This is a genomic window from Klebsiella sp. R445, assembly GCF_051131755.1.
Taxonomy (GTDB): Bacteria; Pseudomonadota; Gammaproteobacteria; order Enterobacterales; family Enterobacteriaceae; genus Klebsiella; species Klebsiella lignicola.
In genome coordinates, this window is sequence record NZ_CP180446.1 from 3,087,511 (window position 1) to 3,109,307 (window position 21,797).

General features: G+C 56.0%; 21 protein-coding genes. 9 read left to right on the forward strand and 12 right to left on the reverse strand.

Annotated elements, in window-relative coordinates; all coding sequences use genetic code 11:
* Positions 1 to 16 precede the first annotated feature (16 nt).
* Together fucO and rhaM are read left to right on the forward strand one after the other, a co-directional pair.
* Entirely contained in the window at positions 17 to 1,165 is a 1,149-nt protein-coding gene (gene fucO, locus ACMYSN_RS14440) for a dehydroquinate synthase/iron-containing alcohol dehydrogenase family protein (RefSeq protein WP_462495279.1), read from the forward strand.
* Positions 1,162 to 1,476, forward strand: coding sequence for an L-rhamnose mutarotase (rhaM, locus tag ACMYSN_RS14445; protein WP_123758031.1), 315 nt, complete (start codon positions 1,162 to 1,164; stop codon positions 1,474 to 1,476). The genes fucO and rhaM overlap by 4 nt, the downstream gene beginning before the upstream one ends.
* Positions 1,477 to 1,522: 46 nt before the next feature.
* Here the strand turns inward: rhaM and ACMYSN_RS14450 are convergent, their stop codons facing one another.
* From ACMYSN_RS14450 to ACMYSN_RS14470, 5 genes are all read right to left on the reverse strand, one after another.
* Entirely contained in the window at positions 1,523 to 2,911 is a 1,389-nt protein-coding gene (locus tag ACMYSN_RS14450) for a carbohydrate porin (protein ID WP_462495280.1), read from the reverse strand.
* Positions 2,912 to 3,210: 299 nt separating this feature from the next.
* The gene (locus ACMYSN_RS14455; protein ID WP_462495281.1) at positions 3,211 to 4,476 is read right to left on the reverse strand and encodes an MFS transporter; all 1,266 of its coding nucleotides are present in this window, start codon (positions 4,474 to 4,476) and stop codon (positions 3,211 to 3,213) included.
* A gap of 41 nt (positions 4,477 to 4,517) precedes the next feature.
* Positions 4,518 to 6,641 carry an alpha-galactosidase gene (locus ACMYSN_RS14460; RefSeq protein ID WP_462495282.1) on the reverse strand — a complete coding sequence of 708 codons (2,124 nt, stop codon included), beginning with the start codon at positions 6,639 to 6,641 and terminating at the stop codon, positions 4,518 to 4,520.
* A gap of 114 nt (positions 6,642 to 6,755) precedes the next feature.
* The gene (locus ACMYSN_RS14465) at positions 6,756 to 7,751 is read right to left on the reverse strand and encodes a helix-turn-helix transcriptional regulator (RefSeq protein ID WP_462495283.1); all 996 of its coding nucleotides are present in this window, start codon (positions 7,749 to 7,751) and stop codon (positions 6,756 to 6,758) included.
* 94 nt (positions 7,752 to 7,845) lie between these two features.
* Positions 7,846 to 8,394, reverse strand: a complete 549-nt coding sequence (locus ACMYSN_RS14470) for a helix-turn-helix domain-containing protein (RefSeq protein WP_462495284.1) — start codon at positions 8,392 to 8,394, stop codon at positions 7,846 to 7,848.
* Positions 8,395 to 8,495: 101 nt separating this feature from the next.
* Between ACMYSN_RS14470 and ACMYSN_RS14475 the strand changes: the two genes are divergently transcribed.
* Both ACMYSN_RS14475 and ACMYSN_RS14480 read left to right on the forward strand, forming a co-directional pair.
* Complete coding sequence (locus ACMYSN_RS14475; protein ID WP_462495285.1) at positions 8,496 to 9,155, forward strand: AzlC family ABC transporter permease; 660 nt, start codon at positions 8,496 to 8,498, stop codon at positions 9,153 to 9,155.
* Positions 9,155 to 9,478, forward strand: a complete 324-nt coding sequence (locus ACMYSN_RS14480) for an AzlD domain-containing protein (protein ID WP_123758038.1) — start codon at positions 9,155 to 9,157, stop codon at positions 9,476 to 9,478. The genes ACMYSN_RS14475 and ACMYSN_RS14480 overlap by 1 nt, the downstream gene beginning before the upstream one ends.
* Positions 9,479 to 9,518: 40 nt before the next feature.
* Here the strand turns inward: ACMYSN_RS14480 and ACMYSN_RS14485 are convergent, their stop codons facing one another.
* Together ACMYSN_RS14485 and fdhD are read right to left on the reverse strand one after the other, a co-directional pair.
* Positions 9,519 to 9,731, reverse strand: coding sequence for a YdgH/BhsA/McbA-like domain containing protein (locus ACMYSN_RS14485; RefSeq protein WP_123758039.1), 213 nt, complete (start codon positions 9,729 to 9,731; stop codon positions 9,519 to 9,521).
* Between the two features lie 128 nt (positions 9,732 to 9,859).
* Positions 9,860 to 10,696 carry a formate dehydrogenase accessory sulfurtransferase FdhD gene (gene fdhD, locus ACMYSN_RS14490; RefSeq protein ID WP_462495286.1) on the reverse strand — a complete coding sequence of 279 codons (837 nt, stop codon included), beginning with the start codon at positions 10,694 to 10,696 and terminating at the stop codon, positions 9,860 to 9,862.
* A gap of 156 nt (positions 10,697 to 10,852) precedes the next feature.
* Between fdhD and fdnG the strand changes: the two genes are divergently transcribed.
* The 5 genes from fdnG (at position 10,853) to ACMYSN_RS14515 (ending at position 17,492) form a co-directional block, all read left to right on the forward strand.
* A complete protein-coding gene (fdnG, locus tag ACMYSN_RS14495) occupies positions 10,853 to 13,903 on the forward strand; it encodes a molybdopterin-binding domain-containing protein (protein ID WP_462495287.1) in 3,051 nt (1,016 codons plus the stop codon).
* 12 nt (positions 13,904 to 13,915) lie between these two features.
* Positions 13,916 to 14,818, forward strand: coding sequence for a formate dehydrogenase subunit beta (gene fdxH / locus ACMYSN_RS14500; protein WP_123758043.1), 903 nt, complete (start codon positions 13,916 to 13,918; stop codon positions 14,816 to 14,818).
* Positions 14,815 to 15,450 (forward strand): formate dehydrogenase cytochrome b556 subunit, encoded by a 636-nt coding sequence (gene fdoI / locus ACMYSN_RS14505; protein WP_123758044.1) that lies wholly within the window; start codon positions 14,815 to 14,817, stop codon positions 15,448 to 15,450. Before fdxH ends, fdoI begins: the two co-directional genes overlap by 4 nt.
* On the forward strand, positions 15,447 to 16,376 hold the full coding sequence (gene fdhE, locus ACMYSN_RS14510) for a formate dehydrogenase accessory protein FdhE (RefSeq protein WP_462495288.1): 930 nt from the start codon (positions 15,447 to 15,449) through the stop codon (positions 16,374 to 16,376). The genes fdoI and fdhE overlap by 4 nt, the downstream gene beginning before the upstream one ends.
* A 192-nt stretch (positions 16,377 to 16,568) precedes the next feature.
* A complete protein-coding gene (locus tag ACMYSN_RS14515; RefSeq protein ID WP_462495289.1) occupies positions 16,569 to 17,492 on the forward strand; it encodes an alpha/beta hydrolase in 924 nt (307 codons plus the stop codon).
* 15 nt (positions 17,493 to 17,507) lie between these two features.
* Here ACMYSN_RS14515 and fabY read toward each other — a convergent pair whose 3' ends face one another.
* The 5 genes from fabY to ACMYSN_RS14540 all read right to left on the reverse strand — a co-directional run bounded on the left by fabY (position 17,508) and on the right by ACMYSN_RS14540 (position 21,788).
* Positions 17,508 to 18,449 (reverse strand): fatty acid biosynthesis protein FabY, encoded by a 942-nt coding sequence (gene fabY, locus ACMYSN_RS14520; protein WP_154145201.1) that lies wholly within the window; start codon positions 18,447 to 18,449, stop codon positions 17,508 to 17,510.
* A 44-nt stretch (positions 18,450 to 18,493) separates the two neighbouring features.
* Positions 18,494 to 18,931 (reverse strand): D-aminoacyl-tRNA deacylase, encoded by a 438-nt coding sequence (dtd, locus tag ACMYSN_RS14525; RefSeq protein WP_123758048.1) that lies wholly within the window; start codon positions 18,929 to 18,931, stop codon positions 18,494 to 18,496.
* A gap of 2 nt (positions 18,932 to 18,933) precedes the next feature.
* Entirely contained in the window at positions 18,934 to 19,788 is an 855-nt protein-coding gene (locus ACMYSN_RS14530) for a virulence factor BrkB family protein (protein WP_434586963.1), read from the reverse strand.
* 2 nt (positions 19,789 to 19,790) lie between these two features.
* Complete coding sequence (gene yihX / locus ACMYSN_RS14535; RefSeq protein ID WP_462495290.1) at positions 19,791 to 20,381, reverse strand: glucose-1-phosphatase; 591 nt, start codon at positions 20,379 to 20,381, stop codon at positions 19,791 to 19,793.
* Between the two features lie 138 nt (positions 20,382 to 20,519).
* A complete protein-coding gene (locus tag ACMYSN_RS14540; protein ID WP_462495291.1) occupies positions 20,520 to 21,788 on the reverse strand; it encodes an MFS transporter in 1,269 nt (422 codons plus the stop codon).
* Positions 21,789 to 21,797 lie beyond the last annotated feature (9 nt).

The window sequence follows — 21,797 nt, forward strand, 5'->3', positions numbered from 1 at the left end:
ATTAAGGAGAGTAATCATGAGCTTTATGTTGGCATTACCCAAAATTAGCCTGCACGGCGCAGGGGCCATCGGCGATATGGTGGAACTGGTGGCGAAAAAAACGTGGGGAAAAGCGCTGATTGTCACCGATGGTCAGTTGGTAAAGCTGGGCCTGCTGGACAGCCTGTTTGCCGCCCTCGATAAACACCAGCTGTCTTATCATCTGTTTGATGAAGTGTTTCCCAACCCCACCGAGGCGCTGGTGCAACAAGGCTATGCCACCTATCTGGCGGCAGGCTGCGACTACCTCATCGCCTTTGGCGGCGGTAGTCCGATCGATACTGCCAAAGCGGTGAAAATTCTGACCGCGAACCCGGCCCCGTCGACCGCCTATGCCGGCGTCGGCAAAGTGAAAAACGCCGGCGTGCCGCTGGTGGCCATCAACACCACCGCCGGTACCGCAGCGGAGATGACCAGCAATGCGGTGATTATCGATAGCGAACGCCAGGTCAAAGAGGTGATTATCGACCCCAATATCATCCCCGATATTGCAGTCGATGACGCCAGCGTTATGCTGGATCTCCCGGCCTCCGTCACCGCCGCCACCGGCATGGATGCCCTGACTCACGCTATCGAAGCTTTCGTTAGCGTCGGCGCGCACCCGTTGACCGACGCGAACGCCCTGGAGGCGATTCGCCTGATCAACCTGTGGCTGCCGCAAGCCGTAGACGACGGGCATCACCTCGAGGCCCGTGAGCAGATGGCCTTTGGTCAGTATCTGGCGGGAATGGCGTTTAACAGCGCCGGTCTTGGCCTGGTCCACGCGCTGGCCCATCAGCCCGGCGCCACCCATAACCTGCCGCATGGCGTGTGCAACGCTATTCTGTTGCCGGTGATCGAAAACTTTAACCGCCCGCATGCCGTCTCCCGCTTCGCCCGCGTGGCGCAGGCCATGGGGGTCGATACTCGCGGCATGAGCGATGAAGCCGCCAGCATGGAGGCCATCGACGCCATTCGCGCCCTGAGCAAACGCGTTGGGATCCCGCAAGGCTTCAGCCAGCTTGGCGTCAGTAAAGCCGATATTGAAGGCTGGCTGGATAAAGCGCTGGCCGACCCCTGCGCACCGTGCAACCCGCGCAGCGCCAGCCGCGATGAGGTTCGCGAGCTCTATCTGGAGGCCTTATGATCCGCAAAGCCTTCGTCATGCAGGTCAATCCCGACGCGCATGAGGAGTACCAGCGCCGCCATACGCCAATCTGGCCAGAGCTGGAGGCGGTGCTGAAAGCCCACGGCGCACACCACTACGCCATCTATCTCGATCCCGCGCGCCACCTGCTGTTCGCCACGGTAGAGGTGGAATCGGAAGCCCGTTGGGATGATATTGCCCGCACCGAAGTCTGCCAGCGCTGGTGGCAGCATATGGCCGATATTATGCCGACCAACGCCGATAGCAGCCCGGTGAGCGCCGCGCTGAAACCGGTATTTTATCTGGAATAAGTGGCGAGTTGCCCCGCGATATTCGCGGGGCAATGCTGACAGGTAATCAGAAGAAGTATTTAAAGCGTACGCGGGCGCCGTAGCGATCGTCGTCATCGCTCTGGCTCAGCTTATCGTTGCTATCGAGCAGAGAGTAATAAGCCCCGAGATAAATATTAAAGTTCTGCATATTCATCACGTTCGGGATTTGATACGAGGCGTGGAAGGTATGAATATTATAAGTGCCTTCATCTTTAATCCAGCAGTCGTTATCGCAAATTACCCCAGCATAATCGTTAATTTTATTATGCGCATAGACATATCCCAGCTCAAAGCGCTGCCATAGCGCATTCACCCCGGCGGTAAAATCTTTTTCATTACTGGCGTCCATATACGCAGTATTCAGATTCACCACCACGCCATTGTCCGGGTCGCTATTCAGGCCATCCCAGGTCATGGTCAGGCCATATCCGGTACGGTCAGATTGATCGACAAAATTCCCTTGGGCATTCTGATAACCATAGGCATTGTTTACCACGTTCGACTCCATCGCCGCAGCGACAGAAAAATCGTCTTTCGCCCACGAAATCACCGGACGCAAATAGGCGACGTTCTTTTTCTGCTTCATATTGCGACCGTGGTAGCCACCGTTGTCATACAGCGACGTGCCGTCTTCCAGTAGCGTATTGAGCTCAAAATACCAGTTGTCGATCTGCTTGCTCAGCAGGAAGTTACCGCCGGCATCGGAACGGCCACGACCCTCTTTCATCATATAGATATAGCCGTGGCCGTCGCTGTAGAGGTCATTTGCGGTATTGCCGGAGTGCTCAACAAAGGTGTCCTGGTTAAGCGGGAACATGTCGTAGGCTTCAAAGCGACCGACCTTCACCTTCCAGTCATCCTCCTGACCAAAAAAGAACACGGCGTCATCGAGGTTCATCGAGCCGGTCATATCCGCCAGAGGCTGAACCGAGAAGCCGGCAAAATAACCGTTATCCATTTTGCGCATGCCGTCAAACCCTAGCAGAATACGGCCATTGAGGTCCCAGCGATCGGAGGTCGGGTCGCTGCTGACATCGGCGTTGGTCATCGCCAGCAAGCCGCGTTTGCTTTCGGCATCCATGTTGAATTCAACATCACCATAGATTTTTAAATCGCCGTAGCCGCTGAGGGTCAGCGCAGGTACGCTGGTGTTTTTCTGCGTTTCAACATCTGGGGTCTGGCTTTTTACCGCCATCGTGCTTTGTGTGGTTTTAAGCTGCTGGATCTCTTGTGCTTGTTCAATCTTCAACTGCTGGATCTGATTTTCGGCTTGCGTGGCGCGACTCTCCGCCGCAGCAAGCCGCGATTCGAGCTGTTGCAGACGTTGTTCAAGCGTTTGTGACTGCGTTTTTGCCATACCGGCATTTGCCGTTAATAATAAACCAACGGCTACCGCTAATATTGTCTTATTCATCGTTATGTTTCCCAGAGATAAAATTTCAATGATTGGATTAATTAAAACCCACCACGTGAATATTTTTATATATGCCATACTTTATTGTTTTTGACTTATTAACGCCCAACAGATCCGAGACGCGTTACCGCAGGTAAACGAATAGTAACAACTCCTTTTAAACCATTAAAAACAATTAACAACCACACCACAACAATAGAAATAAGAGAACCAGACCGCAGAACAGGAATATTTCCGGTTCTGCATCTGGCGTCTTAATACATTAGTAATTTCAATATGATTATAGGCCTGGTCCCGGCCTACATCGCCATCGTCTTATTGCCGACGCTGTCGACGGACGTTTTCCCTGACAAGGTAAAGGCGGAGATAATAGTGACGACCAGCGCAATGCTCCCGAGGATCAGGTAGGTGTCCTGGAAACCAATCCGGTCATACATATTACCGGCAAATGCCGAGAGAAAAATCGCCGCCACCTGTTTGGCAAACTGAAAGCCCACCAGATAGATGGTCGCCGACAGCCGGGTATCGAACACCCCGGTAATATATTTGAATGCCCCCACCAGCAGGAACGGGACTTCCAGCGCGTGCAGCATTTTCAAAACCACGACCTCCGCCGCCGTCGTGGCGAACGACGAACCGATCATCCTCACCGCCATCACCATCCCGGCAATCAGCAGGGTATTCTTCGCACCGATGCGGTTAATGATCCACGGAGAGCTAAACATAATGATGGCATTGCAAATTTCTCCGGCGGTGGTCGCAAAACCAAAGGCGCGAGTGCCGGCTTCCGGGGTGGCAAAGTAAGATTTAAAGAAGGTCGCAAATTGCTGATCGAAGACGTCATACACGCAGGCCACGCCCACGACATACAGAATAAACATCCACATCTTGCGTTGGCGGAACATGCTGATGGCGGTTTTGAGATCCACAGCGGGACGGTTGGCGCCTAAGGAATCCAACACCTGCGCGGAAGAGCTGGCCTGCGGTCTGGCAATCGCCACCAGCATCAACAGCAGCAGCGCGGCGATCGACCCCATCCAGAACACCCACTCTGGGTTCACGCTAAACAGCATTCCGGCCGTGGTCGCACACAGCGCCCAGCCCAGGCAACCAAAGGTACGCGCCTTGCCGTACTCAAACCCGCTATTGCGGCTTACTCGTTCAATATAGGCCTCCATCGCCCCGGCGCCGGCAGAGAAAACAAAGCCGATATAGGCCCCACCGCTCAACGCACCGAGCCAGATATTGCTTTTCAGCAACGGCGCAAAGACATAGAGGAAGAAGGGGGCAATAAGGACCAACAACACTGTGACGATCCACATCAGATGCTTCTTCAGCCCCAGCTTGTCGGAAATCACCCCGAGGATCGGCTGAAAACAGATAGCGAACAGCGACAGGCTGGAGAAGACGATGCCGGTCTCGGTTTTATTCAGGCCAATGACATCCGACAGCCAGATCGGCAGAAACGGAAAGCAGGTGGCCATAATGAAGAAGTAGAGAAAAAAGAACAGTCCGAAAATCCAGAAGTTAGGGTTATTTTTATGAGTACAGACGGTCGGGTTCATTGTGTATTCCTCAAAAAGGGCCGATGCTCGGCCCGTCACCATCACACGCGTTGCAGGCCAATTAAAATGGCGCTTTCCGGGTCGAGAATGGGCAGCGCCAGTCCCGCTTGTTGTAACCACTCACCGCTTACCGTCAGCGGCGTCGTCATCCATTCCGGCAGCTTACGCATGGTATGGCCGCCCTCTCCTGTTATCTGAATATTCGGATGGTCCAGCAGCGTCACCCGATAGCGCGCGTCGGCTTGCAGGCCCGCCACCCGCAGCGGTGCCATCAGGGTGTAATCCGGCATCGCCAGCTGGCTTACGAGGAAAATCGCCTGGTGCTTATCTTCGCTAACCACGCCGTGGGCGAGCGTGGTCGCATCCGGCATATCTATCCGCCACTGCACACCGTGGTGCAGTAAGTCGCGCCACTGCTTATGCAGTGCTACATATTTGCGATAGCCCGCGCGTTCGTGCTCATCGACGCCCACCGGATCCAGCTCCAGCCCCATATGGCCAAACAGCGCCGTCAGGCCGCGGAAGGCAATATCATGCTGGCGGAAGGTGGCGTGGCAGTGGCGGTTGCCGACATGAGACCCCATCACTTCCGGCGGGAAGAAATAGCTCATCCCACGCTGGATGGTATTGCGCTCCAGCGCGTCGTTATTGTCTGAAGGCCAGAAACGGTGGCTGCGCTTAAGCACTTCATAATCGATACGCCCGCCGCCAGAGGAGCAGGACTCGAATTCAATCTGCGGGAAGCGAGCGACCAGCGTATCCAGCAGGCGATAGAACTGGCGGGTTTGCGCATCGGCGGCGGCTTTGCCGTTGTGGCCCGGCTGCACCAGCTCGCGGTTCATATCCCACTTCACATAGTCCACGGCGTGCTCGCCCAGCAGCCAGCTCATTCGCTCAAGGAGATAGTCAAAGGCCTCTGGGATATTCAGGTTCAGCACCAGCTGATGACGCCCGGGAAGCGGCGTATAGCCTGGCAGCGCCAGCACCCAGTCCGGGTGTGCGCGGTACAAATCAGAGTTCGGGTTGATCATTTCCGGCTCGACCCAGATGCCGAATTCCATGCCCAGCGACTTCACGTGATCGATAACCGGGGTCAGGCCGTTGGGGTACTTTTTCTCATCGAGATACCAGTCGCCCAGCGCCGCCCAGTCATCGTTACGCCCCTTAAACCAGCCGTCATCGATGATGAAGCGCTCGACGCCCAGATCCGCCGCCTCATCCGCCATGCGCATGATGTATTGCGGGTCGTGGTCAAAGTAGATCCCTTCCCAGGTGTTGAGATGCACCGGGCGCGGTTTGTTGTCAGGGAAGCGAATGATCTGTTCGCGCAGATAGCGGTGGAACTGCTGGCTCATGCCGTTCAGCCCCTGCGAGGAATAGCTGGCATAGAGGCTCGGAGTCCAGAGCGTTTTCCCCTCCTCCAGCACCATTTCGCCCGGCAGATAGAGCGCTTCGGCCTGCAGATAGCGACGACCGTCCGTTTTCGCTTCAGCCCGCAGACGATGGTTGCCGCTCCAGCCCAGATGCACGCCCCACACTTCGCCCTGCATTTCGCTGAAGGCCTGGCTGCCGGTAATCAGCGCCGGAAAATGTTCATGCGACGTTCGGCCCCGGCGGTTTTCCAGCACGATGCTGTCGTGCTCAAGCGTCAAACGGTGGGGCTGAAATTCGCGAGTCCAGCGACCATGAAAGGCCAGTACTTCCCGGGCGCGTTCGGCGACCGGCAGCGTGACCGCCAGACGATCCACCTGCCAGGGCTGCGGGTGCAGGTTGGTTAAACCGTGACGAACGCTCAGTACTCCGCTGCCGTCGAGCTGAATTTCGCTGCACAGGCGCAGACCGGCCTGAGCGTCTTCAGCGATCACGGTGAGCGCCTGCCCGTTCTGGATCACTTCAGTGGTCGTGAAAATCGGTGAGGCGTCGAGCCCCTGGCGGTGGCCTTCAATGCCCGGTGCGCCAAACAAACCGTGGCCCAGCTCGGCCATTAACGTCAGCGGTGAATCAACGTCCAGACGACCGTTGGCAACAGGACGCGCAATACTGTCAGCATCCTGCGGCGAAAAGTAACGTAAATGCGGCCCCCAGTAGACAATTTCGGCAAACGGGTGCGTTTTAATGATCACATCCGCCGTTGAACTTTGTAGGCGTAAAATCGAATCAGACATCAGACATCTCCACAACAAGGTATGTCTTACTGTTGATCCGAAACGTTTCGGGTAACAACCAAAACGTTTCGGATCCGTGATAGACCTCAGGAAATTAGTGTGGAGAGGTGTAAATCAGCTGGTTTCGCCGGGGATAAATTCTGGCTGCCAGAGCACCTGGAGTGAGGCGAGATCGTCACCTGCGATGAGCCGACGCACCATGCTGGCAATCTGGCGACCGACGCCCTGGCGAGTAGACTGGATCACCGCCCCGACCGGGGTTTCAATGATGCTGTCCTGCGGTAAACCATCGTACACCACCAGCGACACGCGGTTGTCACCGGTCAGACGCCCCTGCTGATAGAGCGCCATGGCGGCACCATCGCCGTGGGTATTGCAGTCAGTGATAATCGCCGTTGGCGGCTCTGGCAGGCGGAGCAGCTCCAGCGTGGCCTGGTAACCGCCGCGTCGGGTTGGCGGCACGCGGCGCTGCCAGCGATCGGACAGACCGGCCTCCCGGAGCGCATCCAGATAGCCGTTTCGCCGCTGTGAGATAAACGCCTGGTTGTTGTTTTCGCCGAGAAAAGCGATGCGCTGATGGCCCTGATTTATTAAATGACGGGCGGCGCGATAGGTCCCGGCATGGTTGTCGAAATCAAACCAGGCATAGGGCTGCGGCAGGCGGCTGCGTCCGAGGGCCAGAAAAGGAAAACCAGAAGCCAGCAGCTGCGTCAGGCGTGGGTCGTCGTCAAGGGTATGCGCCACGATCAGCGCATCAATCCGCCGGCTTTGCGCCATGCGCATATAGCCGTGCTGGTCGGCCTGCTCGTCGTCGGCAATCAGCAGCAGATCGATCTCATAGTGCGCCAGCTCGTGGCTGATCTCCCCGACCATGTCGTGAAACACGGTGTTATTCAGCGGCGCCGGGCTCATGGGGAACACCAGGCCGACGGCGTCGATTTTGCCCATTTTAAGCCGCCGCGCGAAGGTATTCGGCTGATAACCACGGCGCTTTGCTTCGGCTTGAACCCGGGCACGCGTCTCCTGCGACACGTCATCATAACCGTTTAACGCACGGCTGACGGTGGTGACCGAGATCCCAAGTTCTTTAGCAATGGCTTTCAGAGACATACATATCCTTGTCGACACGGGGGAGGCGGTTAGTGTCCCGCAATACGGGGATGGCGTCCAGCAACAGCATCGCCGCTTTACCCCAGATATGCCGCTAGTTTTGTTCCGCCACCAGCAGCGCCTGGGTATCCGGCTCCAGCGCCTGGAAAACATGCTCGCGATCGGCTGGATAGCAGATGTAATCCCCTTCCCCAAGCTCTTCCGGCGCCTCGGTCAGCCCAACCCGCGCCCGGCCCTGGGTAATAATAATATGCTCCACCGACCCTGCCGGATGCGGATGTGAAATACGATCGGCCCCCGGTTGCGTCAGCAAAAGATAGATGTCGCGACGCGCACCCGGCGGGCAGGCGGCCAGCAGGATCGCCTGATAGTTTGCCTGTTCAGCGACCACTTTTGTCCCCTCACCGCGGCGGATCACCTGGGTGGTGTTGACCTGCGGTTCCAGCAGGCGCGCAAAGGGGATATCGAGCGCCACGCAGAGCGCCCACAGGGTTTCCAGACTCGGGTTGCCGTTAGCCGACTCCAGCTGCGATAGCGTTGATTTAGCGATCCCGGCCCGTCGCGCGACTTCGGCGAGAGACAACCCGGTACGCGCACGTTCACGCACCAGACTTTTGGCAATCAGGCTTATTGGCTGCGTCATATAGCGCCCCACTGTTTTTTATATCGAACGTTTCGTTCGACTTGAAATGAATATGTGTTGCGTTCATTATAATGGAAATTCGTTCGATATGGCTAAAGAGTATGAAACAGCATTTTGCCAGCCTGAAAGGCGACACCATTAAAGCGATTACTTTAGTCTGCCTGGCGGTCGGTATCGTGGGCATGTCCTATGGCTCACTGGCCATCGCCTACGGCTTCCCCATTTGGGTGCCTTTTGTGCTCTCCGTCTCCGTGCTGGCGGGGGCTTCTGAGTTTATGTTTATCGGCATCGTCGCCAGCGGCGGCAATCCGCTAGCCGCCGCTGCTGCCGGGTTATTGGTTAACGCCCGCCATATTCCTTTTGGCGTCACCGTTCGCGACCTGGTCGGCAAACGCGCCGCCAGCTTTCTCGGCTGTCACATTATGAACGATGAAAGCGTGGTATTCGGCTTGTCACAAAAGACGCCGGAACAGCGCCGGGCAGCCTACTGGCTGTGTGGCCTGGGCGTAGCGATTATCTGGCCTCTGGGCGCCCTACTTGGCGCCGGGGTTGGCAAACTGTTGCCATCCCCGGAAACCATCGGTCTGGATGCGGTATTCCCGGCCATTTTGCTGGCGCTGGTAGTGCCGGCATTTAAAAACCGCACCACCCTGATCCGGGCCTGCAGCGGAGCGCTGGTATCCTTAGCCGCCGTGCCTTTTGCCCCGGTGGGTTTGCCGGTGCTGCTTTCTCTGTTTGGGCTACTGGCGAGGAAAAAATAATGGGTAACATGACGCTGTTTATCGCCGGTATCGCGATTCTGTCGCTGGGGACCTATTTAATGCGTTTAGGTGGGGCGAAATTGGGCAACCGCCTGGCCTTTTCCGAACGATCTCAGGCCCTGCTTTCCGATGCGGCGACGGTGCTGCTCTTTTCCGTGGCGCTGGCGACGACGTTTTATGAAGGTGAACATTTTGCCGGAGCGGCACGGGTATTGGGCGTGGGCTTCGCGGTATTTCTCGCCTGGCGCAAGATGCCGTTGATCGTGGTGATTATTGCTGCGGCGGTGGTGACCGCGCTGTTACGAATGGCCGGTATAAACTAAAAAAGCGCCCGCAGGCGCTCTTTCGACAATAGCTTTTGGCTTATTTATTCAGTTCCGCCGTCATATGCACGCGGTTACCGGTAAAGGCTTCGGTAATTTTGTAAGACGATGCCCCGGCAGCCTGAGCCTGTGCGGCGATTTTTGCTTCTGCACCGTCCATTGTCATGGCGGTCGCCGTTACGGTTTCAGCGGCAAAAGAACCAAAAGAGACGGTCATAGCGATAACTGCTGCAAAAGTTTTGATGCTGTTCATGATGTAAATCCTTTAAATTAGTTGTTTGGATAAGGCGCAGTGCCTTGATGTGATAAATAGTAGCCCTCACATCGCCAAACAAAAAGCGGAAGGATTTGTTCTCATCATTCAAAAAAATTGACTTAATTTTAACCGGCGATCAATCGCTGTGGATGGGTGTATACCGTGGCCCTGCCCGGCTTGCAGAAGCCGACCAGCGTCAGGTTGCAGCGCTCTGCGACCTCCACCGCCAGCGCCGTCGCAGCGGAGACCGCAAACAGAATTTCCACCCCGCACATCGCGGCTTTCTGCACCATCTCGTAGCTGGCCCGGCTGGAGACTAACGCAGCCCCGTCACGCCAGGCGCCTTCTACATCAACCCGATGCCCGAGCAGCTTATCTAGTGCCACGTGACGGCCAACATCTTCATGGCCTCCCGCCAGCTCGCCAGTAGGACGTACCCAGGCAGCAGCATGCGTGCAGCCGGTCAGACGGCCGATCGGCTGGAAATCGTTCAGATGCGCCAGCGCGCGGTCAAGATTCGCCAGATCGAAGGTCTGGGTAAACGGCAGCGGCTGCACCGGTTTGCCAATATCGTTGAGTTGTTCCACGCCGCACACGCCGCAGCCGGTACGCCCGGCAAGCGCCCGACGACGCGCTTTCAGCCCCATAAAGCGACGACTGGACAGCTCGATTTGCACTTCCAGCCCGTTGCAGGCCTGGGCGACATCTATCCCATAAATATCACGCCGGTCTTCTATAATCCCTTCAGAGAGAGAGAAACCAACGGCGAAATGCGCCAGATCCTTTGGCGTCGCCATCATCACGACGTGGGAGATGCCGTTATAGACCAGCGCGATCGGGACTTCTTCAGCTAACTCGTCCGGCTGAGGATGTTGCAAATCCTCGCGTTTCCAGAGCGTGACCCGGCGATAAGTTGTGACATCTGTCACATTTTCAATTTGTTCGTGAGGGTTCTTGTTCACTTTGTCTTAACCGTATTGGAACAGGCATACACACAATGTGGTATTCTCTCTATACCCCTTCAAGTGAAAGGGGGATCACCCCCAATTCTGAACCTTTGCGGCCCTGACCGCAAAGTAAATAACTACATGTGACAATGTCGATACAAGGAGTGAACCATGCAGGTCAGCAGAAGGCAGTTCTTTAAGATCTGCGCTGGCGGTATGGCAGGCACAACGGCAGCAACGCTGGGCTTTGCTCCAGCCATTGCGCTCGCGGAAACCCGGCAATATAAACTGCTGCGTACCCGTGAAACCCGTAACACCTGTACGTACTGTTCTGTCGGTTGCGGGCTGTTGATGTATAGCCTCGGCGACGGTGCGAAAAACGCCAAAGCATCCATCTTTCATATCGAAGGTGATCCTGACCATCCGGTCAACCGTGGTGCGCTCTGCCCTAAAGGGGCGGGTCTGGTCGACTTTATCCACTCTGAAAGTCGCCTGAAATTCCCGGAATATCGCGCCCCAGGTTCCGACAAATGGCAGCAAATCAGCTGGAACGAGGCGTTCGATCGCATCGCTAAGCTGATGAAAGAAGACCGCGATGCCAACTTCATGGCGAAAAACGACGCTGGCACCACCGTCAACCGCTGGTTGACCACCGGTATGCTGTGCGCCTCCGCCTCCAGTAACGAAACCGGTTATTTAACCCAAAAATTCTCCCGCGCGCTGGGTATGCTCGCGGTCGACAACCAGGCACGCGTCTGACACGGACCAACGGTAGCAAGTCTTGCTCCAACATTTGGTCGCGGTGCGATGACCAACCACTGGGTGGATATTAAAAACGCCAACCTGATTGTGGTGATGGGTGGTAACGCCGCTGAAGCGCACCCGGTAGGGTTCCGCTGGGCGATGGAAGCCAAAATTCGCAACGGTGCGAAGCTGATTGTTATCGACCCACGCTTTACGCGTACCGCGTCGGTAGCCGACTTCTATACCCCGATTCGTTCCGGTACTGACATCACTTTCCTGTCAGGCGTGATCCTGTACCTGCTAAACAACGAAAAAATTAACCGTGAATATACCGAAGCCTATACCAACGCCAGCCTGATCGTGCGTGAGGATTACGGCTTTGAAGACGGTCTGTTTAGCGGCTACGACGCTGAAACCCGCAAGTACGATAAAACGTCCTGGAACTACGAGCTGGACGAAAACGGCTTTGCTAAACGCGATACAACGCTACAGCATCCACGCTGCGTGTGGAACCTGCTAAAACAGCACGTTTCCCGCTATACGCCGGACGTGGTCGAAAATATCTGCGGGACGCCGAAAGCGGACTTCCTCAAAGTCTGCGAGTACATTGCGGAAACCAGCGCTCACGATAAAACCGCATCGTTCCTGTATGCCCTCGGCTGGACCCAGCACTCTGTCGGCGCGCAGAACATTCGTACCATGGCGATGATCCAGTTGCTGCTTGGCAATATGGGGATGGCAGGCGGCGGCGTTAACGCCCTGCGTGGCCACTCCAATATCCAGGGTCTCACCGACTTAGGATTGCTGTCGCAAAGCCTGCCGGGGTATATGACCCTGCCGAGCGAAAAACAGGCCGACCTGCAAACCTACCTCGCCGCCAACACGCCGAAGCCGCTGCTGCAAGGCCAGGTGAACTACTGGGGCAACTACCCGAAATTCTTCGTCTCAATGATGAAGGCTTTCTTTGGTGATAAAGCCACGGCGGAAAACAGCTGGGGCTTCGACTGGCTGCCGAAGTGGGATAAAGGCTACGATGTACTGCAGTACTTCGAGATGATGAACCAGGGCAAGGTCAACGGCTATATTTGCCAGGGCTTTAACCCGGTGGCCTCGTTCCCGAACAAAAACAAAGTTGTCGCTTCGCTGTCGAAACTGAAGTTCCTGGTGACCATCGACCCGCTCAACACCGAAACGTCCACCTTCTGGCAAAACCACGGTGAGTCAAACGATGTTGATCCGTCGAAAATCCAGACCGAGGTGTTCCGTCTGCCTTCCACCTGCTTCGCCGAAGAAAACGGTTCGATCGTTAACTCCGGCCGCTGGCTGCAGTGGCACTGGAAAGGCGCCGATGCCCCCGGGATTGCGGTCACCGACGGTGAGATCCTCGCCGGTATCTTCTTACGCCTGCGTAAGATGTATGCCGAGGAAGGCGGCCCAACGCCTGAGCCGGTGCTGAACATGACGTGGAACTATTCCACGCCGCATGAACCCGCGTCCGAAGAAGTGGCGATGGAAAGCAACGGCAAAGCGCTGGCGGACATTACCGATCCGGCGACCGGGGCGGTTATCGTCAAAAAAGGCCAGCAGCTGAGCTCGTTCGCCCAGTTGCGCGATGACGGCACCACCTCCAGCGGCTGCTGGATCTTCGCCGGAAGCTGGACGCCGGATGGCAACCAGATGGCGCGCCGTGATAACGCCGACCCATCAGGCCTGGGTAATACCCTGGGCTGGGCATGGGCATGGCCGCTCAACCGCCGCATCCTGTACAACCGCGCCTCTGCGGACCCGCAGGGCAACCCGTGGGATCCGAAGCGTCAGATCCTGAAATGGGATGGCACGAAGTGGAGCGGAATGGACATCCCAGACTACAGTGCCGCCGCACCTGGCAGCGATGTCGGGCCGTTTATCATGCAGCCTGAAGGGATGGGACGTTTGTTCGCTATCGATAAGATGGCGGAAGGGCCGTTCCCGGAACACTACGAACCGTTTGAAACGCCGCTGGGTACTAACCCACTGCACCCGAACGTGATCTCCAACCCGGCCGCTCGCGTCTTTAAAGGCGACCTTGAGCAGATGGGCAAAGCGGAGAAATTCCCGTACGTCGGCACCACTTACCGTCTGACTGAGCACTTCCACTACTGGACCAAGCATGCGCTGCTTAACGCTATCGCACAGCCGGAACAGTTTGTCGAAATCGGCGAGAAGCTGGCGAATAAACTCGGCATCGCCCACGGCGATACCGTTAAGGTCTCCTCCAACCGCGGCTATATCAAAGCCAAGGCGGTGGTGACCAAGCGTATTCGCACGCTGAAAGCCGACGGTAAAGATATCGATACCATCGGTATTCCGATTCACTGGGGCTACGAAGGCGTGGCGAAGAAAGGGTTTATCGCAAACACCCTGACGCCGTTCGTCGGCGATGCGAATACGCAGACGCCGGAGTTCAAAGCGTTCCTCGTTAACGTGGAAAAGGTGTAACGGAGACGACCTATGGCTTATCAATCTCAGGACATTATCCGTCGCTCCGCGACTAACGGCTTCACCCCCGCGCCTCGTGCGCGGGACCATCAGGAAGAGGTGGCGAAGCTTATCGACGTCACCACCTGCATCGGCTGTAAAGCCTGTCAGGTGGCCTGTTCCGAGTGGAACGATCTCCGTGACGAAGTGGGTCATAACGTCGGGGTGTACGACAACCCCGCCGATCTGACCGCCAAATCCTGGACGGTGATGCGCTTCTCGGAAGTGGAGCAAAACGACAAGCTGGAGTGGCTCATCCGTAAGGATGGCTGCATGCACTGCGCCGATCCGGGCTGCCTGAAGGCGTGCCCGGCAGAAGGGGCTATCATTCAGTATGCCAACGGCATCGTCGACTTCCAGTCTGAGCAGTGCATCGGCTGCGGCTACTGCATCGCCGGCTGTCCGTTCGACGTGCCGCGTCTCAACCCGGAAGATAACCGCGTCTACAAATGTACGCTGTGCGTAGACCGCGTCACTGTAGGCCAGGAACCGGCCTGCGTGAAAACCTGTCCGACGGGCGCTATCCACTTTGGCTCCAAAGAGGATATGAAAGTGCTGGCAGGCGAACGCGTTGCAGAGCTGAAAACCCGTGGTTATGACAATGCCGGCCTGTACGATCCTGCCGGCGTTGGCGGGACGCACGTAATGTATGTACTGCACCATGCCGACAAGCCGAATCTCTATCACGGCCTGCCGGAAAATCCGGAAATCAGCGCCACCGTGAAATTCTGGAAAGGCATCTGGAAACCGCTCGCGGCGGTCGGTTTTGCCGCGACCTTCGCAGCTAGTATCTTCCACTATGTGGGTGTCGGTCCGAACCGCGCAGACGAGGAAGAAGACAATCTGCATGAAGAGAATGACGAGGTGCGCAAATGAAAAGACGTGACACCATCGTGCGCTACACGGCGCCGGAACGTATCAACCATTGGGTCACCGCCTTCTGCTTCATGCTGGCGGCGATAAGCGGGCTGGGGTTCTTTTTCCCGTCCTTCAACTGGCTGATGCAGATCATGGGCACACCGCAGCTGGCGCGCATCCTGCACCCGTTTGTCGGCGTGATTATGTTTGCTTCATTCATCATCATGTTTTTCCGCTACTGGCACCATAATCTAATCAATCGGGATGATATCTTTTGGGCGAAGAATATTCGTAAGATCGTCGTCAACGAGGAAGTAGGTGACACCGGGCGCTATAACTTCGGCCAGAAATGCGTATTCTGGGCGGCGATTATTTTCCTGGTACTGTTGCTGATAAGCGGTGTGATCATCTGGCGCCCTTACTTTGCACCTGCGTTCTCAATTCCGGTAATCCGATTGGCGCTCATGCTGCATTCATTTGCCGCAGTTGCATTAATTGTGGTTATCATGGTGCATATCTACGCCGCCCTGTGGGTGAAAGGCACCATAACCGCGATGGTGGAAGGCTGGGTTACCAAAACGTGGGCGAAGAAACATCACCCACGCTGGTACCGGGAAGTTCGCCAGAAACAGGAAAACAAGACTGAATGAGTATTCGCATAATCCCGCAAGATGAGCTGGGTTCGAGCGAGAAACATACGGCGGAGTACATTCCGCCGTTACTGTTCCCCAGACTGAAAAATCTTTATAACCGCCGCGCTGAACGTTTGCGCGAACTGGCGAAGAACAATCCGCTGGGTGATTACCTGCGTTTTGCTGCGCTGATTGCTCACGCCCAGGAAGTGGTGCTCTACGACCATCCGTTACAGATGGACCTGGCCGCCCGCCTCAAAGAGGCAAACGAGCAGGGCAAACCGCCGCTGGATATTCACGTGCTGCCGCGCGATAAGCACTGGCACAAGCTGCTGCATTCGCTGATTGCCGAGCTGAAACCAGAGATGAGCGGTCCGGCGCTGGCGGTCATCGAAAACCTGGAGAAAGCATCTGAGCAGGAGCTGGAGCTGATGGCGAGCGCTCTGTTTGCCTCAGACTTTGCTTCTGTCAGCAGCGATAAAGCTCCGTTTATCTGGGCCGCGCTGTCGCTCTACTGGGCGCAGATGGCCAGCCTAATTCCTGGCAAAGCGCGCGCCGAATACGGTGAGCAGCGCCAGTTCTGCCCGGTATGCGGCTCCATGCCGGTATCCAGCATGGTGCAGATTGGTACCACCCAAGGGTTACGCTATCTGCACTGCAACCTGTGCGAAACCGAATGGCACGTGGTGCGCATCAAGTGCAGCAACTGCGAACAGAGCCGGGATTTACACTACTGGTCTCTCGATAATGAACAGGCAGCCATTAAGGCCGAGAGCTGCGGCGACTGCGGAACCTACCTGAAGATTCTCTATCAGGAAAAAGATCCGAACGTCGACCCCGTCGCCGACGATCTCGCATCGCTGGTGCTGGACGCCCGCATGGAGCAGGAAGGCTTTGCCAGAAGCTCAATCAACCCGTTCATGTTCCCGGGTGAAGGGGAGTAAATCAGCTCTCACGTCGGGCGGCACACGCTGCCCGACACACCCATTTGACCACATCTCTTTTCCCCGCATCAGGCTTGAGTTTCGCTTTTGCGAGCCGCTTTCCATAATCTTCCCGCCACCAGAAACACCATTTTCTTTTGCCGCAAATCAGGCTATAACACTGTATACCCATACAGTTTAAAGGAATAAAAAATGGCGCTGGAAAAAGGTATTGCCGAGCAGGTTCAGGCCTTTATCGACGCAGGTCGCCCCGCTTCGCGAGAGCAACATATTGATGACCGGAGAAACGGCTATATCGCCAGCACGGTACTGGCCGGCGAGACGGAAACCCGCGTGCAGGTAGAAGATATCACGCTGGAAGGCATGACCTTTCGCGTGGTCTCGCCGCACAATGCCGTCGGCACGCTACCTACCGTGATCTACTATCACGGCGGCTGCTTTATCAGCGGCGGTTTCGCCACCCATGATAAGCAGCTCCGGCAGCTGGCGTATGCCAGCGACTGTCGGGTCATCGCCGTGGCATACCGACTGGCGCCCGAACACACGTTTCCCGCCGCACACGATGATGCATACAAAGGCGCACAGATTATCCAGCGTCATGCCGGGCAACTCGGGGTCAATACCGCGCAAATCACCCTTGCCGGTGACAGCGCTGGCGGCCATCTGGCGCTGGTGACCGCGCTACGGCTGAAAGCCGCGCAAGACTGGCAACCGGCACAGCTCATTCTGATTTACCCCATGCTGGATGCCAGCGCCAGTTCCCCAAGCTACATCAGCAACGGCAGCGATTACATCATCACCGGAGATACGCTACTGAGCGGCTACGAAATGTATCTGGCGTCCACACCGTTAACGCACCCGGAGGCCAGCCCGCTGTGGCGCGACGACTTCTGCGGCCTGCCGCCGGTGCATATTGTGACCGCCGAATACGACCCGCTGCGTGATGAAGGCGAAGCGCTGTATCAGCGTCTGAGCGAGCAGCAGGTTGCCTGCACCTGCCAGCGCTACCTCGGGGTGATTCACGGTTTCTTTCAGCTTGCAGGGATAAGCCAGGCAGCGCGCGGTGCTATTGGAGATATCGCCTGGCGAATCCGTTCGCCTGGCCAGTCAATGTGATGGGTGCGGTGGGAATTACTCTTCTTCGTTCCCGCCCTCTTCATACGAACCAAAGGGCTTCGCGGGCAGAACAATGTAAATGCCTTCAAAAATCGCGCCCAGGCTCTCGCCGCCAAACAGCTCAACCTGAAGCTGAACGCGCGCTTTGCGCCCGCGGGCCAGACGATCGAGATCGCCGCTTAACGAGCCCAGATCAGCCACGGCGCTCGGGCGACCGCTGATCGGCTGGCTATAGCGAATATGCGCGTCGGCGAGAATAATCGTGCCGCCCAGGTGGCGCTCACGCAGCATTAACCAGATAAGCCCCCAGCCGGTTAAGGTCGCCAGGGAAAACAGGCTGCCGGCAAACAGGGTATGGTGCGGATTCTGGTTGCCAGCTTCGGGCATGGTGGTAATAAACTTTTTCCCGGTGTACTGCTGAATACGCACGCCCATTTTTTCGCTGAGCGGGATATGCTGATACCAGGCCTGCTGCAGCTGCCCGCACCAGTCTCCGCGGTGCAGAATGTCATCCAGCGAGGCGATCGGCTTAATCATCAGGAAGTGGCGAATTGGCGTGGTGGTTGGCGTGGTGATCTCGCCCTCGTTGACAAAACCGAGCTTGGCAAAGAAGTCCATGGCGTCTTCACGCGCGCTACAGGTTACGCGCTTGACCCCTTCCTGACGGGCTACGGACTCGAGGGTCATCGCCATCAGCGTCCCCAGCCCTTTATCCTGCACCGACGGGTGTACGGCCATAAAGCGAATAGAGGCTTCGTTCTCCGCGTTGATATACAGCCGTCCGACGGCAACCAGACGCCCTTCTTCATCTACCACCATCTGGTGATGCGCCATCGCATCCCAGGCGTCGCGTTCCGACCCTTTGGGCTGATGCAGCGGCTTGCGCAGCATCTCCCAGCGGAACTGATAGTAGCTCTCGAGTTCTTCTTCTGTTTGCGGTACACGAAGGTGATACATAGCTGTACTCTCTTTTGTTACCCGCAACCGGCCTGGAAGCTGGCTCATACCTGCAACCAGAAGGTCACAGGACCATCATTAACCAAAGAGACCTGCATATCCGCAGCGAATCTCCCGGTCTGCGTGTTCATCTCCTGCTGGCGGCAGCGTGCGACAAAATAGTCATATAACGCTTCCGCTCTGTCAGGGGCGGCACCTCTTGAAAAGCCTGGACGCATGCCGCGCTCGGTATCTGCTGCCAGCGTGAACTGCGACACCACCAGTACGCTGCCGCCGGACTGTTGAACATTGAGGTTCATTTTCCCGTCAGCATCGCTGAAAATACGATAGCCCAGCACGCGCTCGCACAAGCGGTTCGCTTTCTGCTCATCATCGTCTTTCTCGACGCCCAACAACACCAGAAGCCCCGGGCCGATTTCACCCGTCACTTCACCCTCCACGGTTACGCTTGCACGGGTCACGCGCTGAATTAATGCAATCATCGTTATTCTGTTTCTTCTTTTTTAAGTTTGCGGTATTCCTCGAGAGTGACAGTAATTTCTGCCCCAAGCAAGACGATACACCACGTCCAGTACACCCAGACAAACAAAATCGGCACCACCGCTATCACGCCATAAATCAGCTGGTACGACGGAAACGCCGTGATATATAGGGCGAAGGCTTTTTTACCCGCCTCAAACAAGAGCGCTGCCACCAGCGATCCCACCAGCGCATCGCGGGTGCGAACCCGGGTCGTTGGGACAATGCTGTAGAGCAGCCAGAACGCCGCCCACGATAAAATCAACGGGAAGATCCGCAGCACATCATCAATCACGCTGTTCAGGTCGCTCGCCCAGCGTAGAGACAGCAGATAAGAGCTGATCGCCAGGCTCGCCCCTGCCAGCAGCGGCCCCAGGGTCAGGATCATCCAGTAAACCGCAAAAGAGTAAATCTTTGGCCGGGTACGGGCGCTGCGCCAGATAGTATTCAGCGCGCTATCGATCGAGTACATCAGCAATAGCGAGGTGACAATCAGCCCGAAAGCCCCGACCGCCGTCATCCGGCTGGAGTTTGCGACAAACTGCTCGATATAGCCCTGGATGACATCCCCCGTCGCCGGGATAAAATTCGAGAAGATAAAGTGGCGGATCTGCCCGCTCACCTCGGAAAACATGGGAAATGCCGAGAACAACGCGAAGACGACGGCAATCAGCGGCACCAGAGAGAGTAACGACACATAGGCGAGGTTTCCCGCCAGTGTCGTCATATTGTCTTCATCAATACGCCGCCAGAGCAGCTTTATCCAGGCCACAAAAGGCCGGGTACGATGCTTTGCTTTTTGATGAACGATTTTGAACATAGTTATTTCGCAAAGTAAGCGGGGATAGTCTCCTTTCCGGTCACCAAAATACTGGTTATCCCCAACTGATCAGCCCCAGCTATATTATCGGCGTTATCATCAAAAAAGACCGCATCTTGCGCAGAAAAACCCTCTGATTGCAGAACGCTTTGGTAGATCCGCACCTCGGGTTTGCGCATCCCCATCTCCTGGGAAAGATAGATATGATCGGCGGCGGCGCGTATCTGCGGGTATTCATCCGGCCAGAACGTGGTATGCAGGCGGTTGGTATTTGACAGCACCACCACGCGGTGTCCCTGCTCACGCAGTTTTTGCATGATGGCAATAACTTCCGGGCGCAGGGCGACAAATACGGCCTGCCAGCCGTGGGAGAACTGTTCGTAGCTCAGCGGCATATTCATTTCATGGCACATCGCTTCGGCAAAGGCCTCATCGCTGATTTCGCCACGCTCGTGCTGGTGAAACGCCTCGCCCATGGTGAAATGTTGCTTGAGCGTCGCCAGCGGTATGCGGCTCAAATCACTCCATGTCCCAAGCACCCGGTTGAAATCGATGTCGACAATCACATTACCTAAATCAAAGATATAGAGCATTTTTGTCTCCTTCCGCACCCTGGATGTTTAACTGTAGCGGGAAAGGAGAGGTTTGACTATGGGGGGAATATCAGGAGAGCTATCAGGCCGCAGAGTCTCGCGGCCTGATAGCTCCAGGGAGTGTTGACGGGCTGGGCGTTATGCCTCTGCCGCCTCTAACGCACGTTTTCTTTGGCTAATGCGTTTCACCAGTAACACCGAGACTACGGCGCCGCAGAAGGCGAAACAAGCCATAATACCGAAGACAATTTTATACCCGAGGATCCCTGGGTTGAGGTCGAGGATATAGCCGTACAGGCTGAAGCAGAACATGGCAGGGGCATAACCGATAAAACTGCCCAACGCCATGGCGGCACCGGTCTGGCTTTCCGCGATCTTCGCTTCACCAATTGGCGCAAAGAAGACTGCGCGCTGGGTAAAGACGATGGCCCCAAAACCTAAGGTACAGGCCATACCCAGATACACCGGCATGCTTTCATGAGGAAGCAGAATCAAGACCACCAGCGCAGCTGCGCTGATAAAGAAGGTGTAGCACAGGTATTTACTTGGCGACTTCAGTATCTTATCGGAGATCATCCCGCCAACCGGGCCACCGATCATCTTCAGGCAATACTGGTTAATAATGCCGTAAGCCCCGACCAGCGCCACCGGCAGAAGGTAGATGTTTTTCAGGAACGGAATAAAGAATGTCAGCCCGCAGTAGACGGCGTAAACAAAAAAAACGTTAAAGGCAATCAGCCAGATGGTTTTGTCTTTCAGTACGGAAGAGATGCTGGTGTTTTTCTTATCTGACAGCTCACTGTCAACGGCTGCGACGTTGACTTCGTCGTCGTCCTGATTCAGCACGAAGAAGATAATCACCCCGACGCTGATGACGATGATGGAATAAAACCAGATCCCCGCTTTAAAGCCTAACAGGCCGCTGCCGAACCAGGCAAAAACCGCCAACGCAGAGAACGCGACGATGGTATCGACAATGCCGCGCCCGGTTTCAAAGAAACCAAATAACCGCCCCTGTTGTTCACTATTCCCCAGGCGGCTGACGGATTTTAATAGCACCGGCCAGTTCATCATGTCGCAGGTGACACCAAACAGCGCCCAGACAAAAAGTATGCCCCAGTACCCAGGCATGGTTGTCAGGTAGATACCTAACAGGCCGGTGGCAATAAGCGAAAAAGACATGGTGTACTTACGCGGCAACTTATCAGCAAAATAAATGGAAAGAAAGAAACCAATAGTAGTGACAAAAGAGTTCACGGACATGGCATTCCCGATTTGACCATTGGTCAAATGGAAATATTCCTGCATCGGTATATAGAACGCATCCTTTAGTGATGGCAGTTTATAAATCGTCCCACCACAAAGTGTTAATAAACTAAAGAGCGCCCATTTCTTTTTTGTGAGCATATGATCCCT